Annotated in this window: 16 protein-coding genes and 1 other RNA gene; 6 read left to right on the forward strand and 11 right to left on the reverse strand. The window is 54.2% G+C overall.

What is annotated here, in order from left to right:
- Positions 1-10 precede the first annotated feature (10 nt).
- The 3 genes from mraZ to rsmI all read right to left on the reverse strand — a co-directional run bounded on the left by mraZ (position 11) and on the right by rsmI (position 2,168).
- Positions 11-454 carry a division/cell wall cluster transcriptional repressor MraZ gene (gene mraZ, locus ACJJIW_RS00865; protein WP_444936476.1) on the reverse strand — a complete coding sequence of 148 codons (444 nt, stop codon included), beginning with the start codon at positions 452-454 and terminating at the stop codon, positions 11-13.
- Between the two features lie 455 nt (positions 455-909).
- Positions 910-1,266, reverse strand: an RNA gene (gene rnpB, locus ACJJIW_RS00870) — RNase P RNA component class A.
- A 59-nt stretch (positions 1,267-1,325) separates the two neighbouring features.
- Complete coding sequence (gene rsmI / locus ACJJIW_RS00875) at positions 1,326-2,168, reverse strand: 16S rRNA (cytidine(1402)-2'-O)-methyltransferase (RefSeq protein ID WP_444911383.1); 843 nt, start codon at positions 2,166-2,168, stop codon at positions 1,326-1,328.
- Positions 2,169-2,207: 39 nt separating this feature from the next.
- Between rsmI and ACJJIW_RS00880 the strand changes: the two genes are divergently transcribed.
- The 4 genes from ACJJIW_RS00880 (at position 2,208) to ACJJIW_RS00895 (ending at position 5,719) form a co-directional block, all read left to right on the forward strand.
- Positions 2,208-4,121 carry a penicillin-binding protein activator gene (locus ACJJIW_RS00880; protein ID WP_444936477.1) on the forward strand — a complete coding sequence of 638 codons (1,914 nt, stop codon included), beginning with the start codon at positions 2,208-2,210 and terminating at the stop codon, positions 4,119-4,121.
- Positions 4,108-4,470, forward strand: a complete 363-nt coding sequence (locus ACJJIW_RS00885) for a YraN family protein (protein WP_444936478.1) — start codon at positions 4,108-4,110, stop codon at positions 4,468-4,470. The genes ACJJIW_RS00880 and ACJJIW_RS00885 overlap by 14 nt, the downstream gene beginning before the upstream one ends.
- 64 nt (positions 4,471-4,534) lie before the next feature.
- Complete coding sequence (locus tag ACJJIW_RS00890) at positions 4,535-5,125, forward strand: SIS domain-containing protein (RefSeq protein ID WP_108734203.1); 591 nt, start codon at positions 4,535-4,537, stop codon at positions 5,123-5,125.
- 3 nt (positions 5,126-5,128) lie between these two features.
- Positions 5,129-5,719 carry a BON domain-containing protein gene (locus ACJJIW_RS00895; RefSeq protein WP_444893027.1) on the forward strand — a complete coding sequence of 197 codons (591 nt, stop codon included), beginning with the start codon at positions 5,129-5,131 and terminating at the stop codon, positions 5,717-5,719.
- Positions 5,720-5,789: 70 nt separating this feature from the next.
- Here ACJJIW_RS00895 and ACJJIW_RS00900 read toward each other — a convergent pair whose 3' ends face one another.
- On the reverse strand, positions 5,790-6,980 hold the full coding sequence (locus tag ACJJIW_RS00900; protein ID WP_444936479.1) for an acetyl-CoA C-acyltransferase: 1,191 nt from the start codon (positions 6,978-6,980) through the stop codon (positions 5,790-5,792).
- 174 nt (positions 6,981-7,154) lie between these two features.
- On the opposite strand from ACJJIW_RS00900, the gene ACJJIW_RS00905 reads away from it, so the two are divergent.
- Together ACJJIW_RS00905 and ACJJIW_RS00910 are read left to right on the forward strand one after the other, a co-directional pair.
- Positions 7,155-7,751, forward strand: coding sequence for a LemA family protein (locus ACJJIW_RS00905; RefSeq protein WP_444936480.1), 597 nt, complete (start codon positions 7,155-7,157; stop codon positions 7,749-7,751).
- A 2-nt stretch (positions 7,752-7,753) separates the two neighbouring features.
- Entirely contained in the window at positions 7,754-9,661 is a 1,908-nt protein-coding gene (locus tag ACJJIW_RS00910) for a M48 family metallopeptidase (protein WP_444936481.1), read from the forward strand.
- A gap of 38 nt (positions 9,662-9,699) precedes the next feature.
- Here the strand turns inward: ACJJIW_RS00910 and ACJJIW_RS00915 are convergent, their stop codons facing one another.
- The 7 genes from ACJJIW_RS00915 to rpsI form a co-directional block, all read right to left on the reverse strand.
- Entirely contained in the window at positions 9,700-10,323 is a 624-nt protein-coding gene (locus ACJJIW_RS00915; protein ID WP_282933883.1) for a Yip1 family protein, read from the reverse strand.
- A gap of 107 nt (positions 10,324-10,430) precedes the next feature.
- Positions 10,431-11,618: a GGDEF domain-containing protein gene (locus ACJJIW_RS00920; RefSeq protein ID WP_444936482.1), complete on the reverse strand. Its 1,188-nt coding sequence runs from the start codon at positions 11,616-11,618 to the stop codon at positions 10,431-10,433.
- Between the two features lie 134 nt (positions 11,619-11,752).
- Positions 11,753-12,148: a ClpXP protease specificity-enhancing factor gene (locus tag ACJJIW_RS00925; protein ID WP_108735312.1), complete on the reverse strand. Its 396-nt coding sequence runs from the start codon at positions 12,146-12,148 to the stop codon at positions 11,753-11,755.
- A gap of 25 nt (positions 12,149-12,173) precedes the next feature.
- Positions 12,174-12,800 (reverse strand): glutathione S-transferase N-terminal domain-containing protein, encoded by a 627-nt coding sequence (locus ACJJIW_RS00930; protein ID WP_108734210.1) that lies wholly within the window; start codon positions 12,798-12,800, stop codon positions 12,174-12,176.
- 107 nt (positions 12,801-12,907) lie between these two features.
- The gene (locus tag ACJJIW_RS00935) at positions 12,908-15,109 is read right to left on the reverse strand and encodes a ubiquinol-cytochrome c reductase (protein WP_282933885.1); all 2,202 of its coding nucleotides are present in this window, start codon (positions 15,107-15,109) and stop codon (positions 12,908-12,910) included.
- Positions 15,106-15,705, reverse strand: a complete 600-nt coding sequence (gene petA, locus ACJJIW_RS00940; RefSeq protein WP_444936483.1) for a ubiquinol-cytochrome c reductase iron-sulfur subunit — start codon at positions 15,703-15,705, stop codon at positions 15,106-15,108. Before petA ends, ACJJIW_RS00935 begins: the two co-directional genes overlap by 4 nt.
- A 301-nt stretch (positions 15,706-16,006) precedes the next feature.
- Positions 16,007-16,399 (reverse strand): 30S ribosomal protein S9, encoded by a 393-nt coding sequence (gene rpsI, locus ACJJIW_RS00945; RefSeq protein WP_282933887.1) that lies wholly within the window; start codon positions 16,397-16,399, stop codon positions 16,007-16,009.
- Positions 16,400-16,408: the final 9 nt, after the last annotated feature.

A 16,408-nucleotide genomic window follows, 5' to 3' on the forward strand; every position in this document is an offset into this window, starting at 1 on the left:
GGTACTCCCCTTATAAAGAGAGGGATGCCATTTCCTCAGGCATATCCTCTTCGTCTTCACTATCATCGAGCCAGGACATCCAGCGCTCCTCACTCCAGAGCTCCAGCTTTTTCCCCTGACCCACCAACATCAATTTCTTTTCAAGCCCCGCGTACTCACGCAGCGTGGGCGGAATCAATACCCTGCCATTGCCGTCCACTTGCAGCTCACAGGCATACCCGATCAGCAGGCGCTGAGCGCGCCGAGCCACTTTGTTAAAGCTGGGCAATGCTTCAATCTTCGGGAGAATTTGCTGCCACTGGGGCGACGGATACACTAACAAGCAGCGTTCCTCTGTATGGGCAGTCACCACCAAGCACCCAGCACACTCATCCAGCAGCCTATCGCGGACGCGTGCCGGTATTGCCAGACGCCCCTTGGCGTCCATATTGATTGCGTGGCTGCCCAAATACACGTTTAGTGGTTCTCGCTTTGGAGATCGCGCCTCTCGCGACTCACTCCCATATGGCAGGTCAATGGAGAAAGATGTTCGACTTTAACCTGGTGGTGTGAACACCCACTTACTTATCGCGAATAAACCACAAATTTCCACGATTTTCCACTTTTTCCCACTATCGACACTATAAAACTGGTCGACACAAAGTCAAGGAATTCGACCCCAAAGTCCCCATAACCCCTTGTAAAATCGCGGCCTCCAGAGAAGTGGCGCATATTGGCACATTGAAACTAGTCGGAACAGCACTATCTGGCACGATCGCCCCCTTAACAGTTAATCAATTTTTTTGCGCCAAGAAGAGGCTTTAGCCGAAATTAAACGAGAAGAAATAGGCGAATACAAAGAGGGCTACCGGAGCCGGTACCACCACATCAGGCAAACAAAAAAGCCCGGCAAATGCCGGGCTTTTGAAATTGTTGAGCTGGCCTGTAAGCCGGGTTCTGTCGAGGACAATCATTCATCTGGGATGCCTGTCACCAGACACCTCAAGCGACCTACCCGCCCTCAGTGCGGGTCACACCTATAGAGGGCCTATTTGGTCTTGCTCCGAACGGGGTTTACCATGCCGCGGACTGTTACCAGCCGCGCGGTGCGCTCTTACCGCACCCTTTCACCCTTACCTGTACTCCCCAAAAAGGAGCCATCGGCGGTCTACTCTCTGCTGCACTTTCCGTAGGCTCGCACCCCCCAGGCGTTACCTGGCGTTCCACCCTATGGAGCCCGGACTTTCCTCCATCGCACAAGGCGACAGCGATTGCCCGGCCAGCTCGCGGCGAAGAGTAAAGAGGCGACAGACGGATTGCAACAGGCAATTGCAGCAATCAGTGCCTTATTTTTGCTCCAGGCTCCAGTTGTACAGGACTTTCTTTTTCACTCCAGTAATTTCGGCAGCGATCGCCGCCGCCTTTTTCGGCGGCAACTCCGCCAGCAGCAGCGACATCACACGCTGTGCCTCCCCATCCAACTCGCTTTCACGAGAGCGCTCTGCACCACGCACCATCAAAACAATCTCACCGCGCTGCTGATTGCTGTCAGCGCGGACCCACTCAACCAACTCAGCCAGAGGCATCAACTGAAAAGTTTCAAAGGCCTTGCTGACCTCGCGGGCTATCACCGCCTCTCGATTACCGCCGAATACGACCGCCATTGCTTCCAGAGTATCAGCAACCCGATGCGGGGCCTCGTAGAACACCAGGGTACGGGTATCACTGGCCAACTCCTGCAGGGCTCGCTCACGGGCACCGGACTTAGCCGGCAGAAATCCCTCGAAACTAAACTTGTCACTGGGGAGTCCGGCGGCACTCAGTGCGGAGACGAAAGCACAAGCCCCCGGTATCGGGGAGACTTTGATTCCTCGCTCCCGGGCCTCACGTACCAGGCGATAACCGGGATCTGAGATCAGTGGGGTGCCCGCATCGGAAATCAGGGCAATGGTCTGGCCCTGCTCCAAGCGCTGCAAAATCTGCTCTGTGCGCTTGTCATCCGAGTGATCGTGATATGCCATCAGTGGCGTATCGATATTAAAATGGGAAAATAATCGCTGACTGTGACGTGTGTCCTCCGCCGCAACCAGATCGGCACATTGTAGAACTTCGATCGCTCGCGGTACCATATCGGCCAAATTACCAATGGGCGTAGCGACAATATAAAGCAGCGCCTGATCCGGCCCCATAGCTGTTCACTCCAAATATAAATATTGCGGGAGAAGATTATGTCCGCCTCTTCCCGGCGCACCTCTACTGTAATCACCAGAATGGCAGCTGCCTCACTGGCAGTCGCACTGGCTGCTTGCCAGACACCGGCCTCCCGGCCAAACGTTTACCAGCCAGATTATTCGGCCGGCCACACCGCAAGCCGCAGTGAAGCTGTACGCATGCTGCGCAGTGCCGACACCCTGCCGGCACCGGCGCGGGATCAACAGCGCCTGCAAGCGGCCGCTATTCTATACGAGCTGGGAGATAAAGAGACGGCAAAAGAGGCGGTAATCAAAATTACGCCCGAACAACTGGACGACAACCTCTTTGCCAGTTATGCACAAGTCTATGGCAGTCTCCTTGCCGCAGACGACGACTTCTTTGAAGCCCTCGACCTGGCAGCCTCTCCACGCCTGGAAAATGTGTGGTCGGAGCTGCCACAGAAGACTGCCTTACCTCTTCGCAGCCTTCGGGCTGATCTGTGGGGACTTCTGGGCAATCTGGACAGCGCAATTAGTGAGCGGCGCGAAATCTCCTATATCGCCCAGTCCGACGAAGCGATCACAGAAAATAACAACGGCTTTTGGCACCTCTTGACCCAGTTGCCCTCCAGTGAATTGCAGGCTCGCGCCACCCAAAGCAATGACACCCAGATGCGCGCCTGGTATCAACTGGCCCTGCTGGGCCGCGACACCCAGACGGATATCAGCTCACAGCTGACCGCCCTCAGCCGCTGGCGCGAGCGCTGGCCCGCCCATAGTGCCAACTCCCATCCGCCACAGGCACTGCAGCTGTTAGAGCGCTTGGCCACCCAGCGGGCAGACCGCGTGGCGCTACTCCTGCCACTGTCCGGCCCCCTGGGCAATGCCGGCAGGGCAATCCGGGATGGCTTTATGGCCGCCCACTACACCGCCCTGAATGCTGGCGGCGCAACTCCGAAAGTGATGGTTTACGACACCGGTACCGAGCAGCCATTTGAGGAAATTTACCAGAGCGCCGTAGATGCCGGTGCGCAGATGATTGTTGGCCCACTGGATAAGAGCAAGGTAGCCAACCTGCTTGCCACAGAAAAACTGCCAGTGCCTACTCTCGCCCTCAACTACGGCGATGAGGGGCGCCTGACTACAGACCTGGTCCAGTTTGGCCTGGCAATTGAAGATGAGGCGCGGCAAATTGCCCAGCACGCCTACCGGCAGGGCAAGCGACAGGCAATGGTCCTCACCGCTGACAATAGCTGGGGGCAGCGCGGCGCTGAAGCATTTGAAGAAGAGTGGCTGCGCCTCGGTGGCTCAGTCAGCATTCGCCGGACGTTTAAGGACAACAGCAAGTTCTCAGCCCTGGTCAGCGATGCCCTGTTAATTCCCGCCAGCAACGCGCGTAAGAAGGAATTGCAGAGCCGCCTGGCTGCAAAGCTGGAATTTACCCCCAGACGCCGTGACGATGTCGATATGGTATTCCTGGCAGCACAACCCCAGCAGGCGCGCCAGCTCAACCCCATGCTGACCTACTACTACGCCAGTGACCTGCCCGTATACGCTACCTCTCATGTCTTTGGTGGCAGCATTAACCGCAATCGCGACAGGGATATGAACGGTATTCGCTTTACCGCCCTGCCCTGGCTGTTTGAAAGCAATCAAACCAAGCAGGATATCGAGGAGCAGGCGTCGCCCGCACCGGCTTTTGCCAGACTGTATGCCTTAGGTGCCGATGCCTTCCGCCTCTACCCGCGCTTGCCGATGCTGCGCCAATTCCCGGAACAGAAAGTACACGGTCTCACTGGCGCATTGAGCCTGAGCGCTGATGGCCGCATAGTGCGCGAACAAATGTGGGCGCGAATCGACAAAGGGGTGCCGGTGCCCATCACTACCGTCGAGCCCCAATTGCCGCAGCGGGAGCCGATCGAATTAAGTGGGAATCGTGAGGCTTTTTAAGGGCTCAAGCGGCACTGTCGGCAGCCAAATGGAGGCTGCCGCAGCCCGCTATTTGCAGCGCGCGGGGCTCACCTTATTGGAGCGCAATTATCGCAGTTCACACGGAGAGATAGACCTTATCGCCCGTGAAAGCGATACTGTGGTGTTCGTGGAGGTGCGCTTCCGCCGCAAGAGCCAATTCGGCGGGGCCGCAGCCAGCGTGGATTCACGCAAGCAAGCTAAGCTACTGGCCACTGCCAGCCGCTATTTGCAGCAATATAAACTGGACTGTCCGTGCCGCTTCGATGTCCTTGCCATAGATGGCGATGCACAAAACATCCAGTGGATTAAAAGCGCCTTCGAAGCCTGAGGCAAAACCGAGATTTACCCCGTCAAGTTATGGTGAGTTCGAGCTCACCTGAATTAAGGACACAATGGAACAGCGAGTCGTAACCCTTTTTCACCACAGCCTTGAAGCCACAATGAACGCTGGCGAGATACTGGCCCCGCTGATTGCAGAAGCCAGCGAAATGGTGGTGCATACACTCTTGGCAGAGAGCAAAGTCCTGCTCTGTGGCAATGGTGTCAGTGGCGCATTGGCGCAAAGTTTTAGCTCGCAACTGACCGGCGGCTTCCAGCGCGAACGCCCCGGCTTACCGGCTATGGCCCTCAACAGCGACGGCGTCTCCATGGGCACTGTTGCCTCGAACCACGGCGGTGCAGACACCTTCGCACACCCGGTTCGCGCCCTGGGGCAGCCCGGTGATCTTCTCGTAATCATCAGTAGCGATGGGCGCGACTCAAACCTGGTTCAGGCCATGCGTGCGGCTCGGGACCGGGATATGGGCATACTCGCACTGACCGGCGGTGATGGCGGCGACTGCGCCGCCCTGCTCGATACCCATGATATTGAACTACGGGTGCCATCCGATGTCGCAGCAGAGGTACACCAAGTACATCTTCTGACAATTTTTTGCCTGTGCGACCTAATCGACAGTAGTTTGTTTGGTGGCTACGAGGAATAAACGATGAACAACAAAAAGTTGACCCTGGGGAAATATCTCCTGGCTGCCTTCGCGGCAACCACCTTGTTAGCGGGATGCAGCACTGTATTGGAGGCCACCCATGACGGTCCCATACAGCAGGACCCCGGCGAGCGATCTTTTGGCACCTATATTGATGACCAGCGCATCGAGACAGTGACCACAGTCAATATCAACAAAGCTCACCCGGACCTGAAAACCTCGAATATCAATATCAATTCTTTTAATGGTGTTGTACTGCTCACCGGCCAGGTGCCCAGCCAGGAACTGCGCCTGCTTGCCGGACGCACGGCGGAACAAGTACAGAATGTTCGCCAGGTCTACAACGAAATTCAAGTGCGCGGTAAAGTCACTTTACTGGCTAGCACCAGCGATACCTGGCTAACCACCAAGGTGAAAAGCAACTTGTTTGCCAATAAAGAAGTAGACAGTGGTCGCATCAAAATCGTGACCGAGAATGGAGTTGTTTATTTGATGGGACTGCTAACTCCCGCCGAAGCGGAACGGGCAGCCGAAGTAACCCGCTCGGTAGGCGGGGTACAGAAGGTTGTAAAAGCAGTGGAATACATCAACTAATATTTCCCGCACTACACAAACAAAAACGGAGGCAACTGCCTCCGTTTTTGTTAGCGCTCAAGTCTGTAACTTATACGCGCTCTATAGCAACCGCTGTAGCCTCACCGCCACCAATGCACAGGCTTGCCACGCCCTTCTTGGAATCGCGCTTTTCCATCGCTGCCAACAGGGTAACCAGGATACGGGCACCGCTAGCACCTAACGGGTGGCCGAGGGCACAGGCACCACCGTTAACATTGACCTTCTCCCAGGGCAAATCGAGCTCACGCATTGCAGCCATAGTCACTACCGCAAATGCCTCATTAATCTCGAATAGGTCCACATCCGCCGCAGACCAACCGGCATTTTCCAGCAGCTTGTGCATAGCGCCGACCGGAGCCGTAGTGAACCACTCGGGCTCACGGGCAAACTGGGATTGCCCCTTGAGAACAGCCAGAATTTTCAAGCCGCGCTTCTCAGCTTCACTTTTGCGCATCAACACCAGCGCCGCAGCACCGTCAGAAATAGAGCTTGAGTTCGCTGCAGTTACAGTGCCGTCTTTACGGAACGCCGGTTTTAGCTGAGGGATTTTGTCTGGACGGGCATTACCTGGGGCTTCGTCAACACTCACCTCAATCTCACCTTTGCGAGAGGCAATCGTGACGGGGGCGATTTCACGAGCAAAATCCCCACTCTCAATCGCAGCCTGGGCACGCGCCAGAGATTCCAGGGCAAATGCATCCTGCTCTTCGCGGGTGAAATCGTACTTATCCGCAGTAGATTCGGCGAAAGTACCCATCAGCTTGCCATCCGCAGCATTTTCCAGGCCATCCAGGAACATGGAATCTTTAACCTCTCCATGACCGAGGCGCATACCAGAGCGGGCCTTGGCCAGCAGGTAGGGGGCATTGCTCATGCTTTCCATACCACCAGCAACGATAACCTTACCCTCACCCATCAGCAGGGCATCGCGGGCTATCATCACAGTCTTCATTCCGGAGCCACACACCTTGTTAACAGTGGTGCAAGGAGTGCCGACCGGGATGCCGGCACCCAGTGATGCCTGACGTGCCGGAGCCTGACCAACACCTGCCGGGAGTACACAACCCATCAGCACTTCATCCACATCGGCAGGTGCCACACCCGCGTCCTCAAGGGCTGCGCGAATTGCCGCAGCACCCAACTGCGGGGCAGTGAGGGCAGAAAGGCTGCCCTGCATAGCGCCCATTGGCGTACGCGACATTCCGACAATCACTACAGGGTCCGAAGTTACATCACTCATTCTGGCTGCTCCAAGTTCTGTGCCGCCATCACTGTGGTGGCGGCAATTGTTTTAATGTCGCCGCATTATAGCCGAAGCCCCACCCCGCTCCGCCAGGGGTGCGGCCGGTGCGCATCAGTATCAGCCCATCGTGTTACTATTTACGCCACCAACAGGGATAAATAGGGGAGCGTTATGGGGTCTACGGGACTTATTGTGCTGGTTACCATTGTCGCACTATTGTTTTACATCATCAGTATTTTCAACAAACTGGTTTCACTGAAAAACCACAGCGAAAATGCTTTTGCGCAGATAGAGATACAGTTAAAGCGACGCCACGATCTGGTACCAAATCTGGTAGAGAGTGCCAGGGCATACCTGAATCACGAGAGGGAAACCCTGGAAGCGGTAATCAGTGCGCGCAATACCGCAATTTCAGACCTTAAATCTGCTGCTAAAAACCCCACTAATCCGGCCGCCATCGATAAGCTCGGCCGCGCAGAAGGCCTTCTCAACAGCGCTCTGGGCCGCCTGAATATGGTGATTGAGGCCTACCCGGAATTGAAAGCCGACCAGATCCTTCGTGAACTCAACGAGGAGTTAAACAGCACCGAAAACCGCGTGGCATTTGCACGCCAAGCTTTTAACGACTGCGTCACCAGCTACAACATCTACAAGCAGAGCTTCCCCCCAGTATTTCTGGCCGGCTTTTTTGGCCACAGAGCCAACGCCCAACTGCTTGAGTTCGCAGACTCAGAAACCTTTCAAGTCGCGCCACGTATCGAGTTTTAAATATGAACTTTTACGTTCACCGGGACAAAGCCAAGCACAGCAGTCGTTTGCTGGTTTTCCTGTTCAGCCTGGCCCTCATTGCCCTAATCAGTTTGAGCACCCTGGCTACGGCAGCCATGGTGTCACTGTCCCGCGGCCAACCATTTACTCCCTTTGACGTTGTGCAACTTCTAGGCTGGGAGACCCTTGGCTCAATAGCCTTTGTCATCGGTACCGTCGTTATCCTGGGCAGTCTGTACAAGTTCCATCAATTATCCCCTGGGGGAAAGGCTGTGGCGGAATCCCTAGGAGGGCGCAAGCTTAATACTTCCGCGCGAACTGAGCGGGAAAAGAGAGCACTCAATGTGGTGGAAGAGATCGCTATTGCAACAGGTATTCCGGTACCCGATGTCTACATCATTGAGGACAGCACCATCAATGCCTTTGCCGCTGGCCAAACCCCTACCGACGCCGTTATTGGCCTGACGCGGGGCTCCTTGGAAAAGCTTACCCGGGAGGAGCTACAAGGAGTTGTTGCCCACGAGTTCAGTCATATTCTCAATGGAGACATTCGTCTAAACACCCAAATCACCGGGCTACTACATGGAATCTTAATTATTGGACTTTTGGGGCAGCTCCTTATCAGAAGCCCAGCACCCCACAGGCGCGTAACCCCCATAAGATATCCGCTACTAGGCCTGGGAATAACTCTGATTATCCTCGGCTACACCGGTACGCTGATCGGCAACCTGATCAAGGCCGCTGTCAGTCGGCAACGGGAGTTTCTTGCCGATGCCTCCGCAGTACAATTTACTCGCAACAACCTCGGTATTGCCAACGCGCTGAAAAAGATCGGTGGCCACGATTTAGGCTCAGAACTCAGCAGCCCCAATGCAGCAGAGTTTAACCATATGTTGTTCGCGGTTGGGGTAAAACGCTCCCTGCTCAGCCTTTTTGCCACCCACCCTCCACTACCGGTGCGCATAAAGAGGTTAGAACCCGCCTGGAACGGCCTATTCGCCAATACGGAAGAACAGGTAAAAAGTGAAGCACAGACTGTAAAACCCAGTGAATTGCAAAATCCGCAGCTCGCCATGGCCGCTCCTACGACGCCTTTCCAGGCTGCTCTGGATGCGGTGGACAACAGCATTGCCAAACCAGATACACATCAAGTTGAGCTTGGATATCAACTGCTGGGTTCTATTCCACCTCTGATCCAGCAGGCTGCACACGAACCTTTTACCGCCCGGGCACTGGTTTACTACCTTCTTCTACACAAGGATAAAACCGAGCGAGACAAACAGCTAAACCTCCTGGAGAAAATTGCCCATCCCGCTGTTATCCGCGAGATGAAAAAACTCACACCACATATGGAATCACTGCCGAGCAACGCTCGCCTCGCATTGATTGACCTATGTATCCCGGCCTTGCGTGCCCTAGTCCCTCAGCAGTACCAGATCTTTAAACGAAATCTTATCAAGCTTCTACACAGCGATGGGAAAGTTGAAGTTTGGGAATGGGCCCTGTACCGGGTATTAATGCACGCGCTCGACGGCGCTCCAGATCGACAGCGCCTGTCCCATAGCAAACATGCCAACAAAGATGCTTCACGATTTATCATTGCAGCCATCGCCCATGCGGGAAACAGCCAATACCTTCCAGCAAAACGTGCTTATGAGAAGGGGCTCAATGCTCTCAGCCTTGAAATAACCCCGCTACCCGGCATCGCTGATATCACTCTGCCACGACTGGACAAGGCCATTGCAATCGCCAGCCTTATACCGCCCCTGGAGAAACCCGACTTACTGAAAGCGATTGTGATCACCTTGAATCACAATGGGGTAATTAAAGCGGAGGAGATCGAACTGTTAAGGGCCGTCGCTGACAGCCTGGACTGCCCTATGCCACCGATTATCGATAAGTCTAGGTAGCCGCACAACGCCAGCACAAATACTGGCGTTGTGCGGCCTTAATAGGCGTGGTGCTGATAAACCGGCCCGATGCCCACACTCCATAAAATGACGGAGCCAATAAGCACCGTAACCATCATTACCAGAGCAACGGTTAATACTGCACAGGCATACAGAAATGCTCGATCCTTATTCATATTCATCAGGATCGGAATGCCGGCAAAGACCAGGTAAATAGAATACATCCCGGCAATGCCTACCGACGCCATCGTGAGCCAGGGGTGCGGATAAAGGACGACGATACTCGCCAGGAAGATTGGCGTAGTAATAAACACCGCAAGTGCCGTGCCTTCATAATGGCGCGTGGGCTCATCGCCCTCAACTCCGTAGGATCGCGCCATCCAGTTAATAAACTCTCCGAGGCAATAGACGCCAACCAGCAATGCAAAATAAGTAACAACCGACAGAACAGCTGCACTTTCAGGTGTCAGCTTTGCCAGATGCCCCCCAACCTGAAAGCCTACCCGGGTAACCCCAAAGTAACCGGCCACTGTAGGAATCAACGCCAGAAGCGGCACATGAGTTACAAACACCTCAAAAAAAGAATGGCGATCAGCGCGTATCGCTTTCCACTCTTTTTCCGGGTTGGTAAGAATACCTATTGTATGACTGAGTATCCGCACACCAAATCTCCCTTCCAATACCCTGCTTTGCAGTATCGGTGGCGCACAACAGATTGACCAATGCCAAAAGGGAATTAAGCGTCACTTTCAAATTTACTTGATTTATATCAGCTGTGGACAGACAGGCAATTTCGCCCGCTGCGCTTCGCTTTATAAAGCGCTTGATCAGCCGCTTTAAGGATACTCTCGGGTTTCTTTAGTTTTTTATTGCGGTGGGCAACGCCAATACTCACAGTAACTTTTACTGGCTTCCCTCCACCCTTCCCCCTGAGCGAGGCCCCTGCGGCAAGACGCCCCGATGACCTTAGGCGCAGTGGGTAGCTTGAGATTTTCTCCCTGATTTTTTCCAATAAAGCTTCTTTCGCCTCGCGACTGCGGCCCGGAAGATAAATAACAAACTCCTCGCCGCCATAGCGAAACACGGTACCGTGAGAGTGGTGCGCGAGTTGAGCCGCAACCATTTGCAAAGCCTGATCACCCACTTGGTGCCCATAGCGATCATTCAGCTTCTTAAAATGATCGATATCAACCATGGCAAGACTGTAATTCCATGCTGGCGTCAGCATCTGATAGCGGAAGGCCCGCCTGGAATGAAGCCCAGTCAGTTCATCGCGAAACGCCAATTCATAACTGGCCCCAAGCAGCGAAGCGACCAACAATATTCCCGCTACAGACCCGGTAAACTCGAGAGGAAGGCTCAACCAAACACCGCACAGCAGCAAAATAGAACAACTAAACAGACCCATAGCGGTGGGGCCAGGGTAGAGAAAAAGTAAGGCAAAAGCACCGAGAGCGGAGACACTGCCAATCAATTGTGGCAACGAAAATGCGTCGGGTAAAAACCCGGACAACCCCCTGGGCAAATTCTCGACCGGAAATGCCAGCTTCAGCGGCGCGCAGCAATCGTAGAGCAAGACAAAACCCACCCCCTCAGCCAGCAAAAACAGGCCCCACAGCAGCCCAAAAATACTGAAGACACTGCGATCACGACTGCAAGTGAACAGAACAAGATTTACCGCAACCAGTGAGAGATAAAGTGGGAGATCCCTGTGCAAGCTGGGGAGCAACTGGGAGTGAGCCGCGATGTATAGGGCCATGATAAGCAGCGCTGCAAGCGCAACCCGGCTTGAGCGAAAACCAAAACTGAGCAATGCCGCCATAGCCAATAGCAACACAGGCAGCTGCGGACTGTATAAGTGGGTCAGATCGATCCAGGGGAGATACTGCGCAACGAGAAGCACCAGAAGCATCCCTGGCAGCCAAATAAAGCGCAGCCATTGAAGGTACGGCGGCATGACATTCGCGGCAATAAAAGATAACGCGACATTATACGGACTTGGGACAAGCGTATACCCGGAACCGAGTCACAAAAGTGGAGGAAGGGAACTGGCAGGGCTTCAGAAATCTGCCCTACCAGCGAAAAGGAGCACTATTTAACGACACGCAGAGCCGGTTTTTTCACCGATTTTTTACCCAAACTGGTGGGTGGCGTCGGTTCGGGCGGCTCTGGAGTTTCCTCGGCCTCAAATACCATCCCCTGCCCGTTTTCCCGCGCGTAGATTCCGACCACAGACCCCACTGGAACTTGGATATCTGTCGGAACCCCGCCAAAACGGGCGTTAAACCTGATGGCGTAATTATCCATAGTCAGACTGGCAACCGCTGATTCCGAGATGTTCAGCACTATCTGACCATCGTCGTTCACATGTTGTTGCGGCACCAAAACACCGGGGAGGTGCGTATCAACCAGAATATAAGGAGTGCACCGGTTATCGGTTATCCACTCGTAAAACGCCCGCAGAATGTAGGGACGATTGGATGTCATGGCCGGCTTGCTCACCAGTATTCCCTCAACGCATTTCCCGTTCGTATTCGGTCAGACTCTGCTGGAATGCCTCGCGGGCAAACAGGCGGTCCATATAATCCAGCAACGGCTTAACCTGCTTGGTTTTCGGAAGGCTGATTTCAAACTGCTCGAGGCGCCACAACAGCGGGGCCATGCAGCAATCTACCAGAGAAAACTCTTCATTAAAGAAGTACGGCAGGTCGGTAAACATCGGAGCGATACCAACCAGGTTGTCGCGCAGTTCTTTGCGAGCGGAGGCCGCGTCCTTACCACCAGCAAGGATCTTGTCCACCAGAGGACACCAATCGCGCTCGATACGATGCATGATCTGGCGGCTCTGCGCGCGGGCAACCGGGTAAACCGGCAGCAGCGGCGGATGCGGGAAACGCTCGTCCAGGTACTCCATCATCACTTTGGTCTCGAACAGAACCAAGTCGCGATCTACCAGGGTTGGCAGGGAGTTGTAAGGATTGAGGTCAGCGAGTTCAGCTGGTTTATCATCGGCGTCCACATCGGTGATATCGACGGAAACCCCTTTCTCTGCAAGTACGATACGTACTCGGTGGCTATAGTGGCTGCGACCATCGGAGAAGAAGGTCATCGAGGAGCGCTTGTTGGTAGGCACACCCATGTTCAAACTACCTCAAACTTTAAGCCGGCTAGAGCCGACCTTTTATTCAAAATATAAAAGGGCAGTGAGTAAACCCACCACCCATTAGAGACAAACTAGCGACGGCTTTAGTGGTGCACGTCTTTCCAGTATTCGCGGTTCAGCAACCAGGCGAAGATAAAGAACACAAAAATAAACGCCAGCACATAGAAGCCAACACGCTTGCGATCTTCAGCCATCGGCTCAGCAATGTACTCCATAAAGTTGACGAGGTCATACATTGCCCCATCAAACTCTTCAGGTGTCATAGAACCTTTCACCTTACCGACTTCCAGGCTACCACAAGCGGCGTCCATAATCGGGTTGCCCAGCTCATCGCGAACAACTTTACCGTGATCGCGCTTGGGACCAGGGGCACATTCCTGCAAACCTTGCAGCTCCATCAGAACGTGAGGCATGGCCACACTCGGGAAGACTTTGTTATTTACCCCGGTAGCACGACTGTCGTCCTTATAGAAGCTGCGGAGGTAAGTGTAGAGCCATTCCGGTGAGCGAGAACGAGCAACCAACGTCAGGTCCGGCGGCGCGGCGCCGAACCATACTTTGGAATCATCTGGACGCATGGAGATCGTCATCAAGTTACCGATTTTGTCGTCACCCAAAACCAGGTTCTCCATCATCAACTCAACCGGGATATCCAGGTCAGTGGCCACGCGCTCCCAGCGGGAGTAATTGGCACTGTGACAACCCATGCAGTAGTTGACGAAGTACTTGGCACCACGCTGCAGGGACGGCTTGTCCCGCAGATCGATATTGATGTGATCCAGCTCCACTTCAGATTCTGCACCTACCGCTTTAATCGGGATAAAGGTCAGCAGGCCGACAACGATAATACCGATAAACAGAATGCCGAAAGTTTTACCACCAGACGGGCTGGTTACACGCTCGGGCTCTGGGTAGACCTCATCGCGATTGGTAATCCAGGGCAGCAAAGTAAAGAAGGCAGCGAGCAGCAGAGTTACAATCACCATGAAAGTATTCACGGAGTAATTAGCTACCGCCATCCACAGGAACAGCACGCCGAAGATGACACAAACAGCCCAGGAACCAATGCCTTTCTTACTCTTCGGATTCGTCCAAACCGGCATGGTCAGGAAGAAGGCGAAGTAGAACAGGGTCGCTACCTGAGACAGGAAGTTACGATCCGGGGTCGGGGATTTAACACCCAGATAACCAAGGATAATAAATACTGCAGCAAACAGAAGCAGCAGGCCCTTCGGCAACCAACCCTTGTAGCGGATCGAGCGAACCGGGCTCTTGTCCAGCCAAGGCAGCACAAACAGCACAGCGATAGCGGCACCCATGGCTATCAAACCAAGGAATTTCGCAGTCAGCGGACCGATATCCATGGTAACCGCACGCAGGATTGCGTAGAACGGCGTGAAGTACCAAACCGGAGCAATATGCGGTGGCGTCTTCAGCGGGTTCGCCTCTTCGAAGTTAGCGTACTCCAGGAAGAAGCCGCCCATTTCCGGGAAGAAGAACACAACCGTTGCGAAGATAAACAGGAATACCGCGATACCTACCAAGTCGTGAACAGAGTAGTAAGGGTGGAAAGCAATACCGTCTTTGGGGATGCCGTTCTCATCCTTGTTCTTCTTGATCTCGATGCCGTCTGGGTTGTTAGAACCCACTTCGTGCAACGCCAGGATATGCAGAACTACCAGCAATACCAATACCAGCGGCAGTGCAATAACGTGCAGGGAGAAGAAGCGGGTCAGGGTAATACCAGAGATCAGGTAGTCTCCGCGAATCCACTCAACCAGGCTATCGCCAATACCGGGAATTGCTCCAAACAGGGAAACAATCACCTGGGCACCCCAGTAGGACATCTGGCCCCAAGGCAGTACGTAACCCATAAAGGCTTCTGCCATCAGCACCAGGTAGATACACATACCGAAGATCCACACCAGCTCGCGGGGCGGCTTATAAGAGCCGTACATCAAACCGCGGAACATATGCAGGTATACCACCACGAAGAAGGCAGACGCACCTGTGGAATGGAGATATCGTATCAACCAACCCCACTCCACATCACGCATGATGTACTCAACCGAGGCAAATGCCTCCTCGGCAGAGGGGTTGTAGCTCATAACGAGCCAAATACCGGTCAACAGCTGGTTGACCAGGACCAATAGGGAGAAAACGCCGAAGAAATACCACAGGTTAAAGTTTTTGGGCGCGTAGTACTTGCCCATGTGCTTATCCCAGGCCTGGTAAATGGGTAGTCTCTGATCTACCCAATCACCGAAATCTGCGAGCCATTTCATGCGGTGCCCTCCTGGTCTACGCCAATCACGATTACATCGTCGTTTTCATAGGAATAAGGCGGCACCTCCAGGTTGGTAGGCGCGGGAACACCGGTGTAAACACGGCCAGCCATATCGTATTTGGAACCGTGACAGGGACAGAAGAAGCCACCCATCCACTCTTCGCCACCCAGATCGGCAGCACCCACTTCCGGGCGGTACATAGGCGCGCAGCCAAGGTGCGTACACAGACCAACCAGCACCAACAGCTTTGGCTTGATAGAGCGGTTTTCCGGATCTACATAAGCTGGCTGGATAGACTCCTCGGAGTTAGGGTCGCGCAGAAGAGGCTCCACCTTCTCCAGGTCTTGAAGTATTTCATCGGTGCGGCGCACAACATAGACCGGCTTGCCTCGCCACTCTACGGTGACCATTTGGCCCGGTTCAACTTTGCTAACATTGTATTTAACCGGAGCGCCCGCAGCTTTCGCCTTGGCACTCGGCTTCCAGGAAGCGACGAAGGGAACGGCAACCCCCACCGCACCCGCGCCACCAACAACTGAGGTGGCTGCGGTTAGAAAACGGCGCCGTCCTACATTTACACCGTCATCACTCATGACGTAGTTCTCCCATCACAGCGACCCCGATAGCCCGGAGATTCGCTGGCCCAAACCCAAAAAGTCTTGAAAGAAGTCCCGCCCGGCAGATTGCCCGCGCGAATAAACCCCACAAATCAAGCGGATACAAATCGGCGCAATGTTAAAGAAAATGCCAATTTGATACAAGGCAATGCTACGGGGAACGTCGGGAATCACGCGGCGAAACCGCGATATATCCAGCAAAAGTCATAAGAGCACTGGATAACCACAGATACGGGAATATAAAAAAGCCCGGCAAAAGCCGGGCCAAAAAGAAAGCTTATCGCTTGGAGAACTGCGGCTTCTTACGCGCTTTGCGCAGACCCACTTTCTTACGCTCAACCTCACGGGCGTCGCGGGTAACATAACCAGCGGCGCGCAGCGGTTGACGCAGCGCTTCGTCGTACTGCATCAGGGCACGGGTCAGGCCGTGACGGATAGCACCCGCCTGACCAAAGGAACCGCCACCTTTAACAGTAACAGTGATATCGAATTTCTCGACCATTTCAACCTTTTCCAGCGGCTGACGCACGATCATGCGAGCCACTTCACGGCCAAAGTATTCGTCCAGGGTGCGACCGTTTACGGTGATTTTACCTTCACCCGCCGCGAGAAAGACGCGAGCGGTGGAGGTTTTGCGGCGGCCGGTACCGTAGTATTGAGTAGTTGCCATCAGATTTAT

The organism is Microbulbifer maximicatervae (SeqCode) (assembly GCF_052467815.1).